Origin of the sequence: Deinococcus misasensis DSM 22328 (assembly GCF_000745915.1) — a bacterium.
GTDB classification, from domain to species: domain Bacteria; phylum Deinococcota; class Deinococci; order Deinococcales; family Deinococcaceae; genus Deinococcus_C; species Deinococcus_C misasensis.
This window is the reverse complement of sequence record NZ_JQKG01000011.1, coordinates 105,391-125,031: the sequence shown is the minus strand read 5'-3', so window position 1 is coordinate 125,031 and position 19,641 is coordinate 105,391. Positions and strand designations below refer to the sequence as shown.

Genomic DNA, 19,641 nt, shown 5'->3' with positions numbered 1-19,641 from the left:
AGCTGTCCCCCTTTTTAAGGGGGACCGTTCCCTGAGCCCCTACATGTGAAAGGAACAACCATGTCTGAATACGATGTGCTTGTGATCGGTGGTGGCCCCGGTGGTTACGTGGCCGCCATCCGTGCAGCCCAACTGGGTTTCAAAACCGCCTGTGTGGATGCCTTCAGCAACAAAGAAGGCAAGCAGTCTCTGGGTGGAACCTGCCTGAACGTGGGCTGCATCCCCTCCAAAGCCCTGCTGGATTCCAGTGAAAAATTTGAAGCTGTGCAGCACGAATACGTCGAGCACGGCATCAATGTGTCCGAGGTCAAACTGGATCTGGACAAAATGATGGCCCGCAAAGACGGCATCGTGAAGCAGCTGACCGGCGGCATCCAGATGCTGTTCAAAAAGAACAAAATCACCGCTTACCACGGTTACGGCAGCCTTGAGCGTCAGGAAGGCGAGCAGTGGGTTGTCAAGGTCGGTGAAGAAGAAATCAAAGCCAAACACGTGATTCTGGCCACCGGATCCAAACCCAGAGAACTGCCCTTCTTCAAGTTTGGCGGCAACATCCTCGATAACGTGGGTGCACTCTCTCTGGACAAAGTGCCTGCCAAACTGGGTGTGATTGGTGCCGGAGTGATCGGTCTGGAACTGGGCAGCGTGTGGCGTCGTCTGGGTGCCGAAGTGACCGCTTTGGAAGCGGGCGGCTTCCTGGAAATTGCCGATGAAGGCATCGCCAAAGAAGCCTTGCGTCAATTCCAGAAACAGGGCATGAAAGTGGTCCTGAACGTCAAGATCTCCAAGGTGGAAGATCTGGGCGACAAAGTGGTGGTCACCTACACCGACCCCAAAGGCGAACAGACCTACGAGTGCGACAAACTGATCGCCTCGGTCGGACGGGTGCCTTACACCGCCAACCTCGGGGCTGAAAAAGTGGGCTTGCAGCTCACAGAACGGGGCTTCATCAAGATTGATGAGCACTACCGCACCAATTTGCCCAATGTGTATGCCATTGGGGATGTGGTCGGTGGCCTGATGCTGGCCCACAAAGCCGAAGACGAAGGGGTGGCCTGCGCCGAGATCATTGCAGGTCAGGCTGGACACGTCAATTACGACTGCGTTCCCAGCGTGATTTACACCAGCCCTGAAATCGCATGGGTTGGACCCACCGAGAAGCAACTCAAAGACAAAGGCATCGAATACAAAGCTGGAAGCTTCAAGTTCCTGGCCAACGGTCGCGCTCTGGGCCACGGTGACACCCGAGGCTTCGTGAAGATTCTGGCCGATGCCAAAACCGATCGCCTGATTGCTGCACACATGATCGGTCCCAACACCTCCGAACTGATCGCAGAAGTGGTCGCCGTGATGGAGTTCGCTGGCAGCGCAGAAGACCTTGCTCGCACCATCCACGCCCACCCCACCCTGTCTGAAGTGGTCAAAGAGGCCGCCATGGGTGTGGACAAACGCACCATCCACAGTTAAGAACATTTCCTCTGGTTTTGCAGGGCGCAGCATGCTGCGCCCTTTTTTGTGCCAGCAAGAAGACTGCACCTTCACACCTAACAGCATTCACATCCATTGATCCACCTGTTCCCCATTGACCCAGACCACAAACCCCACCAGATGCTCATTCTGGTGCCTTGATCCTGCAATGTAATACCTGATGCCTCCCTTTTCCTGTACCGCATGGAATTGGGAGGAGCCTGGAATCTGGGGAAGGTCATAGGTGATTTCAATGCGCATTTCCTGACCAGAGTTCAAAGGGTAATGTCTGTCCAGAGGCTCAAGGGCCACATGCATGTTTTCACCTGAATGATTTTGAATGAAAATCTCTTCGCGATAAAGGTCTTTCATGACCCAAGGGTACAGGGAACATTCAGATGTCGAGGTATGCCCTCCTGCTTTTGGTGCTTCATGGACCGTCTTGTTCAATTTTTGGAGTCTGGCTTTTTCCCCAGAATCACTTCATGAATGAAGGAGACAGGAGAAACACCAGAAGGCAGTGGAGGCATGCTGCCAGACCAGTTTTCTGCGACCTCTCCATCGATGCGAACCTGATGGGCCACCAGACTCGAAAAATACTCGGGATTGCTGGCGAGATAGATGGTGATGTGGCTTTCTTCCCATTCCATGTAAAACTCTGGAGGGGTTTCAAAGTTCTGCCGATCAAACTGCAATTCGATGTCCAGAAGTTGACCGGGCTTCAATTCATGAAAGCTGCCCCAGATTTCCAGAGTGATCCCCAGAGGTTTGTGTTGGTCGGTGTTGCGGATGCGAATGTGTTCTGTGTGCAATGCAGTCATGCTTGATGTTGCCACAACCTTGAAAAAGTGAAAGAGAAAGAATCTCTTTCACTGAATGCACCACAAGTCATCACATCAGGCCAAAAAACGCACAAATGCAACTCAGATTTTCTGGCGTTCGTTTTCACCTGCATGGTCATGGTCGCCTGTGATGGCGGTCTTGATGAAACTGTAGGCCTGCACGATTTTGCTGCTCGGGCTGTCCCAGTACTCAGCGCTCTCGGCTTCGATTTTGAGCACCACAATGTCTGGATCGTCTTTGCCGTCAGGAAAAAATGCTGCGTTGATGGGGTTCCAGAGTTCATCAATCTTCTGACGGTCATCGAGGAGCTGTGCACGGCCAGAGACGCTGACATAACTGTTTTTTCCGGGGTGGCTGTAGGCCAAATTGACCTTCGGGAACTGCACAAGGTCAGCGATTTTTCCGGTTTTTTTGCTGGTCAGAAAATACAGGGTGCCATCAAATTCGGCTTCCTGTGTGGTCATGGGACGGCTGAACAGCTCTCCTCCTTGATGCTGGGTGGTGAGCATGGCGATGCGGATGTCTTTGAGGAGTTCGTTGATTTTGGCCAAAAATTCAGTGTGTGCGGTTTGTTTGGGATCGTTCATGAAAGCCTCCTTGAAAGGTTTGCAATGTTTCTGTGGGTTTCTCTGGTTTTGCCTGTTCATCTTAAGAGGCGAACTCCGAAAGGTATGTATGTTTTTCTGCAACCCACTGGTAAGACAGGCCACAACTGAACCTGAAGTCCTCAAGCCTTTCACCTGATGTAAACTCTTTTTCAGGCAAAGCCACAAAACATTTGATGCAGATCATCCAGCAGGCCCTGAAAACAAAAACCGTTCTGGGAATTGTAAGTAAAACTTGACGGTCTGGACACACTTTGGCCATACACGTTAACCCAAATTAATAAAAACCCTTAAGACTCCTGCCACGTGCAGAGGTCTACACTGAACCCACTTCAAGTTCTCATGGAGGAACGATGAAAACGCTCACAGCTCTGTGGGTTGTCCCCCTTTTGCTTGTTTCGGCCACGACCAGTGCTCTGGTGGTCAAAAGCAGCACCTACCTGGTGACGACCCAGACCAAAGACGGCAAGATTCAGGAAAATCGCAAACTCAACCCCACTTCGGTCAAACCGAAAGATTTGCTGGTGCTCTCCACAGCCGTGCAAAACACCACCCGCAAAGCCCTGAGCAACGTTTCCATCGTGCAACCCATTCCCGACCAGACCCAGTACCTGGCCAATTCGGCCACAGCATTTGAGGGGGCAGCCCTGCAATACAGCGCAGACGGTGGCAAGTCCTTTGCTCCAGAGCCCCTCAAGAAAACCGTAATGGTCGAGGAAAATGGAAAACAAATTTCCAGAGAGGTCACCATCCCACCCCAGCAATACACCCATGTCAAATGGGTTCTCAAAAGCCTGCAACCTGAAGCCTCCCAGACCCTCGAAGTTCGCGTGAACGTCAAATAGGTGACCCGATGATGAACAAAAAACTGCTCCTCTCCACTGCCCTTCTGCTCTCCGCCGCCGCACAGGCCGCTGGCACACTTGCTGGAACCGAAATCCGCAACGTTGCCTCTGCCAGTTACCTTGACGATCAAGGCCGTGCACAGTCCACCGTTTCCAATCAGGTGATCACGGTGGTTCAGGAGTTGCCTTCTTTCAGCATCACCCCGGATGAAGCTTCTGCTGGGACTGCACCTGCTCAACAGAAGAGTGCTCTGGCGGGTCAGGAAGTGTATTTCCCCTACACCGTCACCAACACCGGCAACGCCAACATTTCGGTGTCCTTTTCCATCAATGACCTGACCGGCGACAGCGACAACTTCTCTGCCAAAAAACTGTACATCGATGCCAACCAGAACGGTCTGGTGGACAGCGGTGAAACCGAAATCACCAGTTCTTCCATCACACTTGCCCCAGATGAAGTGGTCAAACTGGTGGCTGCCGTCACCACCCCCGGCACCCTGGTCAACAACAACACAGTCAACATGAATCTGGTGGGCACCGGAAGCACAGTCGCTTCCGGCACCTTTCCTGAGACCGGCACAGGCAGCAGCCTGAACAACACCGCCAGAGTCACCGTCACCACCCAGGCCGTGATGACTTTCAACAAAACCGCCAGTGGCCCCACCTCCATCAAAGAGGGCGACACCATTGTGTACACCCTGAAAGGCAGCAACACCGGGGGCAGCGCCGCTTCTTCTGTGGCCAACGTGATTCCCGGCAAGAACGGCATTTTCGTCAGTGACACCCTGCCCGCCAACACCGTCCTGGACACCAGCTACACCCCCAATGCCAGCGCAGGTGCTGGAACCGTTGCAGTCTACTACTATGTCTCTGGCGCATGGACCACCACCATTTCTGCTTCTGCAACCAAGGTGGGCTTGCTGATCGAGAACGTCAACCACGCCACTGCTCCTGCGTTCTTCCCCCAGACCGCCCAATACAGTCTGGATTTCAAAGTCACCGTGACGGACGGCAACGCAGCCACCACCATTCCGGCCAACACCGCCATCAACAACACCGGCTCTTTGACTGTGGACCTGAACGGCGACGGCACCCCTGAAACGGTCACCTCCAACCAGACCACCAACACCATTGCCACCAGCTACGCGATTGCTGCGGGTCAAAACAACGGCTCGGGTCAGGCCACCGATGGCGCAGACACCATCACGGCCTCTGGAAGCGTGTATCAGGGCAGCCAACTGGTCTTCAATGTGAAGATCACCAACAACAGCAACACCTCCGACAGCTTCACCCTTGCCACCTCGGGCCTGTCTGATGTGCAGAACTGCCTGCTGTTCTACCCTGACGGCATCACCCCCCTGCCCTCCACCTTTGGTCCTCTGGCCAGTGGCGTGACCCAGGACATCGTGTTGAAATGCCAGGTTCCCACCAACGCCACTGTGGGCAACGTGCCCAGCCTGACCCTGACCGCCACCAGCGTGGGCAACCCCTCTGGCAACGCAGCCACCCTGAACGACGGTGTGGACACTGTGGTGCTACAGGCTGGCGCTGTCCAGTCCGGTTACGGCATGGACGCCGATGCCACCCCCCTGAACGGCACCGACACCGATCCCAACAACGACACCGCCCCCACCCAGAGCACCAACCCCGGTTCCAGCATCCAGTACGGTTTCTCGGTCACCAACAACGGTCAGCAGAACGACTCTTACAACCTGACCCCCAACCTTGCTGGCTTCCCCGGTTACACCGCCACCGTCTACCAGTGGAATGACGCTGATGGTGATGGTGTGGTGGATGCAGGTGAGCTGGGTGTGGCCGTGAACTCCACCCCACTGATGGGCCCCGGAACCACCACCAAGTACGTGGTTGTGCTGACCCCTCCCTACGGCGACGTTCCCGGTGTGGACAATGTGCCTGTGGTGATCAGCAGCAACAACAGCCCCAGCCAGCAGGACACCCTGACTTTCCCGGTCAGCGTGAATGCCGTGAACAGTGTGCAGATGCTGCCTGACCGCAGCGGAACCGTGGGCGCCCCTGGCACCATCGAGTACACCCACACCATCACCAACACCGGCAACGCTCCAGCCATCATCGACCTGACCAGCATGACCAGCAGCAAAGGCTTCACCTACCTGATTTCCATCGATGGAGGAGCAAGCTTTGCCGTGAACCCTGAAGCATTCGTGCTGGCTGCAGGAACCAACCGCACCATCGTGGTCCGGGTGATTGTGCCTGCAGGAACCGCCATCGGAACCAACGAAACTGTTGCTGTGACCGCCGGGGTGGACTTCAACAACAGCACCCTCCTGTCTTACACCCAGGAAGCCACCGTCTCTGCCAACGACTCCACCGCAGTGATCGGGGGCAACCTGAAAGTCACCAAGGCTGTGGATCAAGCGACCGCGAAACCCGGCGATGTGCTCACTTACACCATCAGCTCCCAGAACATCGGCACCCAGCCCATCAGCAAGGTGATCGTGTCTGACCCGGTGCCCAACTACACCGATTTCTTCAGCCTCGACATCGACACCGCCACCATCGCCAAGAACAAAGTGCTGGTGTCCAGAGACGGCGGTCAGACCTGGACCACCTGGGCCACGGCTGACGCCAACTCCGACGGGGTCATTGATGCCGCCGAGTGGGGCAGCAACCGCACCATCTTCGTGGCCTTCGACACCAACTCAGATGGCACCATCAACAGCAGCGATGCCCTTGCCCCCAGCGCTGTCGGCACCGTGATCTTCAAAGTCAAAGTTCAGTGATCTCGTCTGGCAGGGTGGCATGTCTGCCCTGCCTTTGTGCTGCCCGAGGGCCATTTGCAATCCAGAAATTGAGGTATCCCAGGTGAACAAATCCTTTCTTTCCTTTTTGACCCTCCTGACCCTCGGCTCTGCTTTTGCAACCACCCCCTCGGGCAGCACCATCATCAATCAGGCCACCGTGTCTGCCGATGATGCGGATGTGTTCAGCAACGCAGTCAGCACCACCATCACAGGTGTGTGCATCCCCAATCTGACCCCGGATGGCGATTTGAGCCGTCCGGGGCAGGTCTTTGAAAGCATTCCCGGTGGCAAAGTGGTGGTCCCTTTGACCCTGCAAAACCTCGGGAATGAAGCAGGAACCTTCACCCTGAACTGGATGCAGGTGAATCCCACCTGGACCCCGGAGAATGTGAAGTTTTTCAGAGATGTCAACGGCAACGGCGAACAGGACAGTTTGGATGTTGAACAAACCCGCCATGATCTGAATGCCAATGATGCCCTCAAACTGTTGATGGTGTTCACGGTGCCCAAAAACGCCTCTGGAGACACACATTTCAATCCGACCGCCAGTTGTGCAACAGGTGAAAAAGACGACAACAACGTGTTTCAGGTCAAGTTGAACACCCAGAGCAGCATGACCCTGATCAAAAGCATCACCCCTGAAGTGGTCAAACCGGGTGAGCGGGCCACGGTGCGCCTGACCCTGAAGAACACCGGAAACACCTACCTGAAAGACGTGCTGATTCAGGATGACCTGAACCAGAGCACCCTGAAGGGTCTGGTGTTTGTGAAAAACAGCCTGAAGCCCCTGGACAGCAGTCCTGTGGTGCAGGAGATGGGTGGAATGGTGACCGCCACCCTGACGGAACTCGCTCCCATGGAGCAGGCGGTTCTGGAATTTCAGGTGCAGGCCACCGCAACAGCTCTGGCCGGTCCCCGCGAGAACCTTGCCACCGCAAAAGCCAATTCCCTGAACAACGTGAATCTGAATGTGGAAGCCCGTGCCAGCATGACCATTGAGGCGCAGTACGGGGTGGCACTCGGGCCTGTGAATGACCCGGAAGCCCCTGAAGGTTCTGCCGCAGACCGCCAGAGTCAGGAGATCACCCTTCCCGATGCAGAGATGTGCTTTGAGCACACCTTGCTGAACACCTCCAACAGTGAAGACGACTACACCCTGACTGCACAGACCCCTGAAGGCTGGAACGCTGTTTTCCTGAACCTGTTCCGTTTGCCTCTGGTTCAACCTGTGCGCCTGAAAGCCAGAGAAGCCCTGAATTACTGGGTGTGCTATGAAAAAACCAGCAACAGGCTGACCGGAAACGTGGAATTTCAATTGACGGCCACCTCTGCACACGGTCCCATCAACCGGACCTGGGATGTGGTGAAACTGAATCTGGTGGCCAGCGATGCGGTGCTTTTGAACAAGAGCATCAAGGATGCGCGGGGGCAAGCTCCGGTTTTTGGACCTTACCTTTCAGGTGAGTCTTTCACTTACCTGCTGGAGTACACCAATGCCACAGGGGTGGACCTGCACAATGTGACGGTGCAAGACACCCTGATGACCGGTCTGGACTTCATCCGTGCATCCGTGCAACCCGGCATCACCTCCCTGCCCGAGAACCAGACCGCTCTGGTCTGGAAGCTGGGCACGGTCAAGCCCGGCAAGAACAGCATTCTGGTGACGGTCAAACTGAAACAGGAGCTGTCCGATGGCGCTTTGCTGCGCAACACCTTCAGCCTGACCAGCGATGAAGTCAAAAACAAACTCTCCAATGAAGTGGTGTTGGGCGTGTGGTCCTCGGGGATCCTGTTCGCCAAGGCCGCCCTGCAAGATCAGGTGATGATCGGTGACCAGCTGGGCTGGAAACTGACCGCCACCAACCGCAGCCCGAGTGGCAAAGTCTCTCAGGTGAAAATTGTGGACGACCTGCCCAAAGGACTGGCTTACCTTGCTGGAAGCACCCGCGTGAACGGGGTGGCCTTCAAGGACCCCGGCGTTTCAGGACAGCGCATCACCTGGACGGGCCTGCCCGATCTGGAAGCAGGTGCTGTGCTGACCATCACCTTCCAGACCCGTGTGCTGCCAGAGGTCTCTGAGAAAATCCAGAACACCGCAGAGTTCACTGCCGTGGGCATGAACAGCGCACAGACCACTGTGATTGCCATGCAGTCCACCGCAGTCGCCACCGCAAAAGTGGTGGGCGGACTGGCCCGGCCTCTGGCCACTCTGGTTGGACGGGTGTATCTGGACATCAACGACAACGGCACGTTCGAGCCAGAGACCGACCGACCCGTGGAAAAAGCCCGTGTGATTCTGGCAGGAGGCCGGATGGTCCTGACCGACAAGATGGGCCGTTACAGCTTCGATGGGCTGGACAATGGGGTGTGGGCCGTGCGTCTGGATCCCAACTCGGTGGGTTATGTGCCCAGAGCCACCCCTCAGGACGGTGGACAGCGGGGCACCCAGTCCATGATGCTCACAGGTTTGGGAACGCTGGATTTCCCCTTGCAAACCGCCAGAGCCCACACCGATCTGCTGCGCTCCACCCGCCTGAACTTTGGTCCGGTGTCGGTGCAAAAAACCATTGAGAAACGTTCAGACAACCGCTACGCTGTCACCCTGAAGGTGCAAGCCAAAACCGATCTGGAGAATTTTCTGCTGGAAGACCTCTTGCCCCGTGGTGCCGAACTGGTGCTGGGTCAGCACACCCTGACCGACGACCTGTTCAGTGCTGGTGAAACCATCCTGCAGTATGAATTCGTGTTAACAAATCCCGGCGAGAGTGCCGTAACGGATCCACAGGTATCGTGGGAAGTGAAATGAAACGCCTGTTTGCTTCCCTGACTTTCCTGCTGACTTCCATGTCTTTTGCTGCCCGGGTGGTGCTCCCCGAGCTTCCCTCGGGCGAAGTGCTCTGGAATGCCGATCAGGCCACCATCCGGCTGGATCAGGACGGCAAAGTGGAGTTGCAAGGCAAAGGCCAGGATGAGGCTAGGGTTCAGGGTCAAACCATGACCCTGACTTCCAGCTGGAACACGGTTTTCTCTGGAGACCTTGTGGCAGGAAGCCATCCCATTGAGGGGCTGTCCAGCAGTGCCCAATTCCGGGTGAATCAGGGTCGGGTGTCCTATCCTGCCCTGAATTTCAGGGTGCAAGGCAGCCACTTTCAGCCGCTGATGCTGCTGAATGACGTGCAGGAGAGCACAGTCTTGAAACTGGAAGCCCGTTCTGGCATGGAAACGGTGGTGCAAATCACCGACAACTCGGGGCGCAACCAACTGGTCTCTTTGCCTGCCGAGGTGCCCCTCAGCAAAGAGGGTGGGCCTTATCTGGTCTCGGGTCGCCAGAGCCAGCCAGACACCGATCCCAGCGTGCTGCAAGCCAGCCTGTCTGGAGACACCCTTGATCTGTACCCTGTGGATGAAACCACCCCGGCTTTTGTGAGTGTGGTGGCGCTCCTGAATCTTCCTGACGAGGCACGCTCCATGGGAACACAGGCCACCCTGAATGGAAAAACCGTGCAGGTGCCTGCCAATGGAACCGTGCTGGTGGTGGAACCCGGACCCCAGAGCCTTCAGGGAAACCCTCTGAATGGAACCGTGCTGAATGCCCCTGCTCAGGTGCAATTGCAAGGGGGCCAGAGTGGCATCTTGCGTTTGGAGTACGTGCCCCAGACCCGTGTCACCCTGACCGCTGAAAAAGATGCGGCCAGCCTGTCTGAAGGGTTTGTGTTCAAAGCGGTGGCCTCGACGGACTTTGACAGCCTGATTCCTGCGACCCTGTCCATTCAGCTTCCAGAGGGCTTCACTTCTCAGGACGCTCTGGAAGTGACCCGCCCCATCAAAAAAGACCGTCCAGCCGAACTGGTGGTGAAAGCCATGCCCTCACGCTCGGGGTTGGCGACTGTGGCTGCACAACTCAGTCCTTTTGGAACACAAGCCACCCAGACGGTGACGGTGTACGACAGTTCCCTGTTGCAGGTGGATGTGGTGCCCTCCACCCCTCTGGCCGACCCCGGAAGCGAAATGACCCTGAAGGTCACTGTGAAAAACAGTGGGACCGTCCCGAGTGGTGCCCTTGAACTCAGCAGCATGCATGATGCAGGCATCAGCACGGAAGCCCTGAACGAGACTTTTTCCCTGAAGGCAGGTGAAGAAAAAACCTTTGTGGTGCCCGTGAAAGTGAGCCCCACTGCGCCCGGTCAGGTGGTCTACCGCACCTTGCTGAAAAGCGACACCGGCGAGACCCGCACCGAAACCCGACTGGGCATCCAGCAAGCCCAACTGGAAATGCAGGTCTCGGGGGTGCAGTCTCCTGCCCTGCCCGGTGAGCAGCAAACCATCCGGATTGGCCTGAAGAACACCGGAACCCGCACGGCCAACTACACCCTGAAAAACGATGCCGAGGGCTTTTTGAAACCCCTCACCGAAAGCGAATTCTCTGGAACCCTTGCTCCCGGTGAGGAAGCCTCCCATGTGTTTCTCGCAGAGACCACCTACGGAGCAGAAGCCACCGGGACCCTGCGCAGCACGGTAAACAGTGAAGCCGGAGAACAGGTGAACACCCTGCCCGTCCAGAGGGCTCTGGTGCAGTTTGACCTGTCCCTGAACCGCTCAGGCATCCGGATGGGTGAGGATGCCACTTACACCCTGAAAATCAAAAACCCTCTGCCCAGACCCATTGCGTTTCGTCTGGAAGGCAAACACGACGACACCGTGCAACTGTCCGAGCAGGAAACCCGGCTGATCCAACTGGAGGCGTTTGAAGAAACCGTGCTGGAGTGGAATGCACGTTTCTCAAAGCCCGGTACGGTGGCACAGCAATTCACGGCCTTCATGGGAGAAACCGTGGTGGCCCAACCTGTGGAGCTTTCCACAGATGTGCTCAATGTGTACACCCTGACACGTGAAAGCGAGTTTGAATTGCCTTTCGTGCAAAACAGCACAGCACAGGATTTGGTGCTGGGGCACCTTCTGCCAGAGGGCAGCGAGTATGTGGCTGGCAGCAGCACCCTGAATGGTGAGCCCTTGCCTGATCCCTTGATTGGAAACAGCGGAACCCTGTACTGGAAAATCAAAGCCCTGGGCCGTGGCACCCTGAAGTATCAGGTGACCCACCAGAGAAGCCTTGAAAACGTGGCGGAACCTCTGGTGGTCGCACTCGTGCAGAACCGTGAGCCTGAAACGCTCTCGGGAACCTTCCATCTGTCGGATTACCAGTTTGCCCGGCCCATTGAAGCCCGCACCGAAAACAGTGGGGCCATCAAGTTGCCTCTGGCAGGGACCGTGGTTCGCAACCGGGACCGCATTTCCGTGAAAGTGCAACTGCCCGCCGACCAGAGCGCAGACCTGCAAATCAATGGGCAACCTGTGCCAGACAGCAGCGTGGGATTGCGCAGTCTGGATCCGGACACGGGAACCTCCACTTACGAGTATGTGGGTCTGGAACTGCAGAAAGGCAAAAACACCCTGACCCTCGGGCAGGAACAGATTGAAGTGTTTCTGGCTGGAGCACCCGAGAAACTCACGGTTGAGCCTGTTCAAAATCTGGCTGACGGAATCACCCCCATCCGGTTCAAAATTGTCGCCAGAGACGCCAGTGGCCTGCCCAGCGGAGAGGGCTTCGTGGATGTGCTGACCACCCTGGAACCCGGTCAACCCGACATGAACCCTTTTGAGGGGGGCTATCAGGTGCGGATGCTGGACGGTGAAGCTTTGCTGGAATTGCGTCCCACCACCAGCACCCGACCTGTGGCCCTCACCCTGAAATTTGGCCTTCTGGACAGCACTCTGGAAGTGCCTTTGCAGTTCAGCACCCGTCAGGTGGGCATCGGCATGGCCAGCATCACCGCCCATGTTTCACCGTTTCAGGTGCAGGGCAAAGGGGCAGCGTATCTGGAAACCCCTCTGGGGAACGGGCAATTGCAACTGGCCATCAACAGTGCAGGGTTGGAGAAAAACACCCAGCAGAATTTTGCCCTGCGTGGCGATGCCAGCATCGAAGAACAGCCCCTGTATGGTGACACCCCCATCGCTTTCCAGTACGACCATCCCGAGTTCAAACTGGCCTACCGTGAAGGCCCGGTTCCGGTGGATGCCCTGCCCATCCCGCAAACCCACGTGTACCTGAGTGGTCAGACCGCCGACCTGAGCCCCGAGACCCCGCAACTGGACCAGCTTTCGGCATTTGTGGGTCTGGTGCCCAGTCAAAAACGCACCTTCGAGATCACCCCGGTGGGGGCCAGAACCTACGCCCTGCCAGATGCCAACATCGACTCCTCCAGCGAAAGGGTGGAACTGGTCACCACCATCAAAGGGGAAGAAACCGTCAAACTGCTGAATGCAGGCACAGATTACGTGATGGACTATCTGCACGGCATCATCGAATTTGGGCAACCTCTGGTGGGTCTGGACGATGAACTGAACCCCGTGCGGATCCGGGTGACCTACACCACCGCAGAAGACACCACCCACTTCGCAGCGTGGGGGGTGCAGGTCAGCAGCAAAACCGACAACGCTTCGGTCAAACTGGCAGCGGTGCGCCTGCCCGAGGGATCCACCGCCACGGTGGTTTTTTCTGCAAAAAGCGAAATTGCCAAAGTGGAAGGCCAGTCCAGCACCGATTACTCGGGTTACCGTTCAGTGGCCAGTGCCTCTCTGAACAACCAGCCCTGGTCGGTTTCCCTGAAAGGCGGAGTGCAGTCCGAAGGTTACAAAGGGCTGGACAAGCAGCAAGATGGGGTGAACCTGAACTTGCAGGCCAGTTACCGCTTTGACCGCAACTGGTCGTGGCTGGGTCAGGCCGATTACGACACTTTTGCAAAAGCAGAGCAGGCCAGCCTGAGAACCGGTTTCCAGTACAAGCAAGACGCCCTGAGCGGATCTGTGCGACTGGGCAAGAACTTTGGGATCAAGAACAACCTCAGCCTGTTCCTTGGGGCGGCTTACGAGCAGGACAACTGGAATGTGGCCGTGGACCAGCAGTTCAATTTTTCTTCGGACCCCCACACCACCACCTTGCGGGCCAATTACAAACTGGACCGCACCACCCAACTGGTCTTCAAAGACGAGTACACCTGGGGAGGCAACAACCGGGCGTTTGTTGGGCTGGAAAGCACCCTCGGGAACACCAGTTACGCCGTTTTGTATGAACTGCCCAACAGCAGCGGAGACGGCAACCGGGCCAGACTGAACGGCAACACCACCCTGCAACTCGATGACCTGTGGAGTGTGGACCTGAAAGGCAGCCTCTCTGGAGACCTCTCTTCGGGCAAAGGCAGCCTCGGAACCGGAAGCACCCTGAAGTACACCACCAGAGGGCTGAACGCCAGCCTTGGACTGGATTATTCCGACGCAGGGAGTGGAGGCAAACTGTCTGTCAAAGCTGCCATGACCGGCAAACTGGACAGCGACTGGACCCTCGGGTTTGATGCCTTGAGGGAGTTTGGTACGGATGGTCTGGGCACCCGCCTCAACCTGAATGTTGCAGGACGCATGAATGCCAGCACGGTGCTGGGAAGCGTTCAGTATGCAGATGGCACCCTGTCCCGTTCTGCACCCCAATTCAGTGCACATGTGGCCGGAAATTACGTGCAGCCCAGTTACCAGATCCGTGGACAACTGGATGCCCGTCACCTGCTGAACGACCCTTCCGCATTCACCATTCAGGGTCTGGCCGGAGCCAACCTGTTCATCACCGATAAAATAGGTCTCGGGGCTGTGGTGCGTTACATGACCCAGCCCGGAACTGGAACACAAGCTTTCGGATATGGCATTGAAGGCAGTGTGAATGTCTGGAACGGCGTGTGGGCAACGGTGGGGTACAACCCTCGGGGCTTCACAGGCATTGCACCCATCGACAGTCAGGCCGGATTTTATTTCAGACTGGACTTTTTGCTGGACGAAAACAGCTTCAAAAATGAAGACCAGAGCAAACCCGAAGTTCCCAAAAACCAGCCTGTCCGACCCAGCACCCTCCCAGAGAACCCCATCCAACCAGACCCATCCAGCCCTGCAGTGAATCCCATCCCCTCTCCTGAAGTCACCCCAGAGCAAGGACAGGACGAGGTGAGCCCCGAAACCCTCTTCAACCAAGGTGGCAAATGATGCAAAGACTTTTTCTTCCCCTGCTTTTGTTGTTGGCTTTGTTGTTTCAGACCGCCAGTGCACAGGTCACCCGCAGTTTCTCACCCCGTTTTTCCACCACCGACACCGGCAACATCCAGGTGATTGGCAACACCCTGATGACCTGTTCCACCACCACCGGAACCAATGCGGCCCAGTGTGTGAATGCCCGCAACCGCACCGCCAACAGCGGTTCACAACTCAACAACAACAACCAGTACATCAGCACTTATGTGGACGTGGACACCACAGACACCCCCACCTTCAACAACTCTTCCACGGCAGACCTGACCCTGCCCAACAATGCCACGGTGTTGTGGGCCGGTCTTTACTGGGCGGCTCGGGACAGCGGAGCCAACACCGCCCGTGGACAGTTGAGGTTCAAAGCACCCGGGGGAAGTTACAGCACATTGAGCGCCAACCAGACGGACGCAAACGGCAACGATTACCAATCCTTTGTGGATGTCACCAATCAGGTTCGCAATGCAGGGTCAGGCACCTACACCATCGGTGGGGTGCGGGCCAGTGTGGGCGGAAGCGACCAGTACGCGGTGTGGGGTCTGGTGGTGGTTTACCGTGACCCGGCACAACTGCAACCCAGAAGCCTGACGGTGTTTGATGGGTACCAGACCATCAGCGGCACCGGCACAGGCACCATTTCGGTGACAGGATTCACCACCCCTCTGCAAGGAACCATCAACACCGAGATCGGGGTGATGGGGTATGAGGGGGATCAGGATTTCACAGGCGACCAGCTCAGCATCGGAAGGACCAGCAGCACCTTCCAGCCCCTGACGGATGCTGTCAACCCCTCTGGCAACACCTTCAACAGCACCATCTCCAGAGGGGGCGCAACCTTCACCGCCAAAAACCCCAACTACAACAACAACCTCGGGGTGGATGTGGACTTCTTCACCCTCTCTGGGAGCAGCAACCCTTTACAGAACGGGGACAAAACCGCGTACTTCAATTTCACCACCAACGGGGACACCTATTACACCGGGGTGTTGACGTTTGCCACCGACATTTACCAGCCGGACATGAAAACCACCAAGGGGGTCACCGATCTGAACGGAGGCAACATTGCCACCGGCGACCAACTGGAATACGTGATCAACCTGAAAAATGAAGGGCTGGGGCAGGCCACACTGGTCACCCTCAGCGACGCCATTCCAGACAACACCAGTTATGTGGCTGGCAGCATCAAAATCGATGGAGCCACCATGACCGACACCAACGCAGATGACCGTGCCGAATACGGTCTTTTCTGTCCGAACAATGCAGGCACGCCCAACAGCGTCAACTGCATTCGGGTGCGGGCAGGGACCGGAGCCAACGGCAGCACCGGGGGAACCTTCAATTTCAGCAATGCCACAGAAGTGCGCTTTCGGGTCACCATCAATGCAGGGGTGACCACAGGCACCAACATCTACAACCGGGCCAGCATCAATTACAACACCCTGATCACCAATCAGACCTACTCGATTGCCTCCAGCAGTGCCACAGTGGTGGTGCAGGTGGGTGCCCAGCTCAGTTACCAGATCTCGGGCAAAGTCTTCACCGACATGAATTACGGCGGGGGTGCCGGACGCAACACCACCGTTGGAGGCATCTCTGGACGTGGAAGCGCACGGATTGAGGTGTACGACAGCAACGGAAACGCTGTGGACATCGACACCGCCACCACAGGCATCCAGTACAGCACCACCACCAACGGTGCAGGCGACTACTTCCTGAACCTGCCGCTGGGCACCTACAAAGTGAGGGTGGTCAACAACACCGTCACCAGCCCGAGAACAGGATACGTGTCGGGTTTGTTGCCTGTGCAAACCTACCGCACAGACGCTTCCGGGTTCACGGTCACCCCGGTCACCAACAAAGTGGGGGGTGAAGACCCCAGCAAAGTGGACGCAGGGAGCAACACCAGCACCGCTGTGCTGTCCAGCCTGACCACTTCAACAGAAACCGCCCAGTCGGTCAGCACCATCACCGTGACCAGTTACGACTTTAATGGGGTGGATTTCGGCTTCAATTTTGACACCATTGTGAACACCAACCCGAGCGGTCAGGGTTCTCTGGCCCAGTTCATCATCAACTCCAATGCACTGGGAGATGAAAGTTCTCTGGCACAGGTGGGTTCGCGCATCAACAGTGCAGGGGTGACAGAAAGCCTGCCTGCTGGCGTGGAAAACAGCATTTTCATGATTCCAGCAGCCCAGCTCAACAACAATGTTGCCGTGATCAACCTGACCTCAACCCAGACCATTTCCGGGCCAAACACCTCTCTGGATGCCACCACCCAGACGGTCAACATTGGGAACAACAACAATGTGAATCTGGGAACAGGAACCACGGTGGGCAGCACAGCGGTGGCCTTCAATCAGGTGCCCGGACCAGAGGTTCGCATCTCTGGAGCCCGCAGCCTCACACAAGGGCTGCTGGTGACCGGAAGCAACGTGCAAATCCGAGGTCTGGCCCTGTACGGTTTTGGCTCTGGAGACAGCACCACCCCCAACGGTGCCCTGCAGGTGCAGGCCAGCAACACCAGCATCCAGCTGAATGTGTTTGGGACCCCGGCCAATGCCCTGACCGATCCGGGCTCAGGAAGCCGCACCCAATCTGCCTTGCTCTTGGCGAACAACAGCAGTGGCCTGAGTGTGACCCGCAACATTTTTGCGTACTCGGGTGGATATGGGGTGTACCTCTCCGGGACCACCAGTGGGAGCTTCACCGGAAACGAAATCCGCAACAATGCCATCGAATACCCGAGCATTGCAGCATTCACCAACGCTGGTACAGGGGCTGTCACCCTGACCCAGAACCGGATTGCCAACAACCGGGGCGCCGGGATTGGCATTCGTTCAGGAACCGCCAGCATCCAGCAAAGCACCATCGACAGCAACGTGCTGGACCAGACCGGGGTACTGGCCGGGGTGCGCTTGATGTCCAGCGGAAACACCCTTTCTCAGAGCGTGGTCACCAACAACCTCGGGACGGGCGTGCTGGTCACCGCAGGTGCGAGCAACAACACCATCAGCCAGAACCTGATTTACGACAACAGTGCTCTGGGCATTGACCTGCGCACAGACAGCACCAGTTTGCTGGCCGGAGATGGGGTCACACCCAACGACAGCCTGTACAACGCCACCGCAGCGAACCAGACCATCGATTACCCCACCCTGACCTATGCGGTGCTGACTGGAAACAGTCTGGAAATCAAAGGGCAGGTGGGCAAAACCAGCAGTCCGGTGGCAGGCACCTTCATCATTGAAGTGTTTCTGGCAGACAACAACCCGGCCAACCAGAACGGAGCCATCGAAACCGGAGATGGACTGTTGGTGCCCCACGGTGAGGCCTCACGGTACCTCGGAAATTGCACCACCGCTTCGAATGGGACCTTCAATTGCTTCCTGACCGTGACTGGCCTGACCACCACGGACACGGTGACCCTGACCAGCACCCTCGCCACCTACGGCACCTCCGAGTTCAGCGCCAACCAGCAACTGATTGCTGGACGGACAATCTCTGGCAGCGTCTACGAAGATGTGGATGCCAACCGGGTCAAAACCAACCCCGAGAACTGGACGGGGGGCAGCACCGTGTATGTGAACCTGCTGCAAAACAGTGCCGTGTACAAAACCTTCACAGTCAATGCAGGAACGGGTGCCTACAGCTTCACCGCCCTGCCCCCCGGCAGTTATACCGTGATTGTGACTGGAAGTGCGGCTGGTACCACACCAGCAACCCCATCAGGCTTCATCCTGATGTCCCCCACTCCTGCACAGGTGTCTGCCACCATCGCAGGGACAGACGTGACCGATGTGAATTTCGGGTACTTCAAAGGCATTCGCATTTCAGGTGTGGTGTTCCGCGACGATGGACGCACCGGAGGCACCGCCAACAATGCCCTGCAAGACGGGCAAGAAGCTGGAATGGGCAACATCAAAGTGACTGCCACCAGCGGAAGCAACACCCGAGACGCCCTGACCGACGGCTCTGGACGCTACACCCTGTACCTTGGCACAGCCTTTGCAGGAACCGCTGTGACGGTCAGCCACCCAGAGCGCCCAGCCACCGGCACCAACCTTGCGAATGCATCGGTCAGTCTGGCCAGCAGTTTCACCGATCCCAACGCTTCCAGACGCATCCTGACCCTTGCTCTGGGAAGCGTGCAGGACACCCTGAACTTCGGGGTGGTGCGGCCCAGCGTGATCCGGAGCAACCAGAGCCAGCAGGCTTTCAGTCCCAGCACCATCGAGTACATCCACGAATACCAGCCCGGCACCCTCGGGACCACCACCTTCACCGTGACCGGAGCCCTGCGCTATCAGGTGTACCGCGACCTGAACTGTGACGGCACCTTCTCCGACACCGAGAAAGCCACCTCTGGAAACCTCTGGACCGTGAGCAGCAGTTGGCCCAGAGATGTGGATGGCAGCCTTTCCAGCTGCAACGTGCTGGTTCGGGTGCTGGTTCCCTCCAACCTGCCTGCTGGCACCACCGACACCGCCACCGTGCAGGCCAACCTGCTCTGGACCGGCCCTGCAGTCACCGATGCGGTCAGCGTGAAAGACACCACCACCATCCAGAGTGCCACCGGCGGTCAACTGAAACTGACCAAAGAAGTGCGCAACGTCAGCACGGGCGGCACCTTCGGCAGCACCGCACCTGCCACTGTGGGTCAGGTGCTGGAATACAAAATCAGCTACACCAATCTGGGATTGGCCAATGTGTCGAAAGTGATCCTCTCCGATCCTGTCCCCAGAGAAACCACTGTGGTGCCCGACGTGTTTGGTTCAGCCGAAGTGCGACTGTTCTGCCCCAATGGCAACAGCTTCGATCTGGCCGCAGAGAACGCCACCACCATCACCGTTGCGCTGGACTTCATTTGTGGATCGGGAACTGTGGTGAAACCCGGAGAATCGGGTTACTTCCTGTACCGTGTGCAACTGAAGTGAACTTCTGAACAGACAAAACCCCCTCTGAGATTCC

9 protein-coding genes are annotated in these 19,641 nt (G+C 57.0%); 6 read left to right on the top strand and 3 right to left on the bottom strand.

The genetic code is table 11. The annotated features are described in order from the left end of the window. Positions 1 to 60 precede the first annotated feature (60 nt). The gene (gene lpdA / locus Q371_RS09130; protein WP_034339240.1) at positions 61 to 1,467 is read left to right on the top strand and encodes a dihydrolipoyl dehydrogenase; all 1,407 of its coding nucleotides are present in this window, start codon (positions 61 to 63) and stop codon (positions 1,465 to 1,467) included. Positions 1,468 to 1,554: 87 nt separating this feature from the next. On the opposite strand, the gene Q371_RS09125 is transcribed toward lpdA, so the two are convergent. From Q371_RS09125 to Q371_RS09115, 3 genes are all read right to left on the bottom strand, one after another. Next, complete coding sequence (locus Q371_RS09125; protein ID WP_034339239.1) at positions 1,555 to 1,839, bottom strand: hypothetical protein; 285 nt, start codon at positions 1,837 to 1,839, stop codon at positions 1,555 to 1,557. Between the two features lie 74 nt (positions 1,840 to 1,913). Continuing rightward, positions 1,914 to 2,288 carry a hypothetical protein gene (locus Q371_RS09120; RefSeq protein ID WP_034339237.1) on the bottom strand — a complete coding sequence of 125 codons (375 nt, stop codon included), beginning with the start codon at positions 2,286 to 2,288 and terminating at the stop codon, positions 1,914 to 1,916. Between the two features lie 102 nt (positions 2,289 to 2,390). Then, on the bottom strand, positions 2,391 to 2,897 hold the full coding sequence (locus tag Q371_RS09115) for a pyridoxamine 5'-phosphate oxidase family protein (protein ID WP_034339331.1): 507 nt from the start codon (positions 2,895 to 2,897) through the stop codon (positions 2,391 to 2,393). Between the two features lie 371 nt (positions 2,898 to 3,268). On the opposite strand from Q371_RS09115, the gene Q371_RS09105 reads away from it, so the two are divergent. From Q371_RS09105 to Q371_RS09085, 5 genes are all read left to right on the top strand, one after another. Beyond that, positions 3,269 to 3,760, top strand: a complete 492-nt coding sequence (locus Q371_RS09105; RefSeq protein WP_051963844.1) for a hypothetical protein — start codon at positions 3,269 to 3,271, stop codon at positions 3,758 to 3,760. An 8-nt stretch (positions 3,761 to 3,768) separates the two neighbouring features. Next, a complete protein-coding gene (locus Q371_RS09100; protein ID WP_034339234.1) occupies positions 3,769 to 6,522 on the top strand; it encodes a beta strand repeat-containing protein in 2,754 nt (917 codons plus the stop codon). Between the two features lie 82 nt (positions 6,523 to 6,604). Next, a complete protein-coding gene (locus Q371_RS09095; RefSeq protein ID WP_034339233.1) occupies positions 6,605 to 9,349 on the top strand; it encodes an isopeptide-forming domain-containing fimbrial protein in 2,745 nt (914 codons plus the stop codon). Further along, positions 9,346 to 14,631 (top strand): hypothetical protein, encoded by a 5,286-nt coding sequence (locus Q371_RS09090; protein ID WP_034339232.1) that lies wholly within the window; start codon positions 9,346 to 9,348, stop codon positions 14,629 to 14,631. The genes Q371_RS09095 and Q371_RS09090 overlap by 4 nt, the downstream gene beginning before the upstream one ends. Then, positions 14,631 to 19,607 carry a right-handed parallel beta-helix repeat-containing protein gene (locus Q371_RS09085; protein WP_169743816.1) on the top strand — a complete coding sequence of 1,659 codons (4,977 nt, stop codon included), beginning with the start codon at positions 14,631 to 14,633 and terminating at the stop codon, positions 19,605 to 19,607. Before Q371_RS09090 ends, Q371_RS09085 begins: the two co-directional genes overlap by 1 nt. Positions 19,608 to 19,641 lie beyond the last annotated feature (34 nt).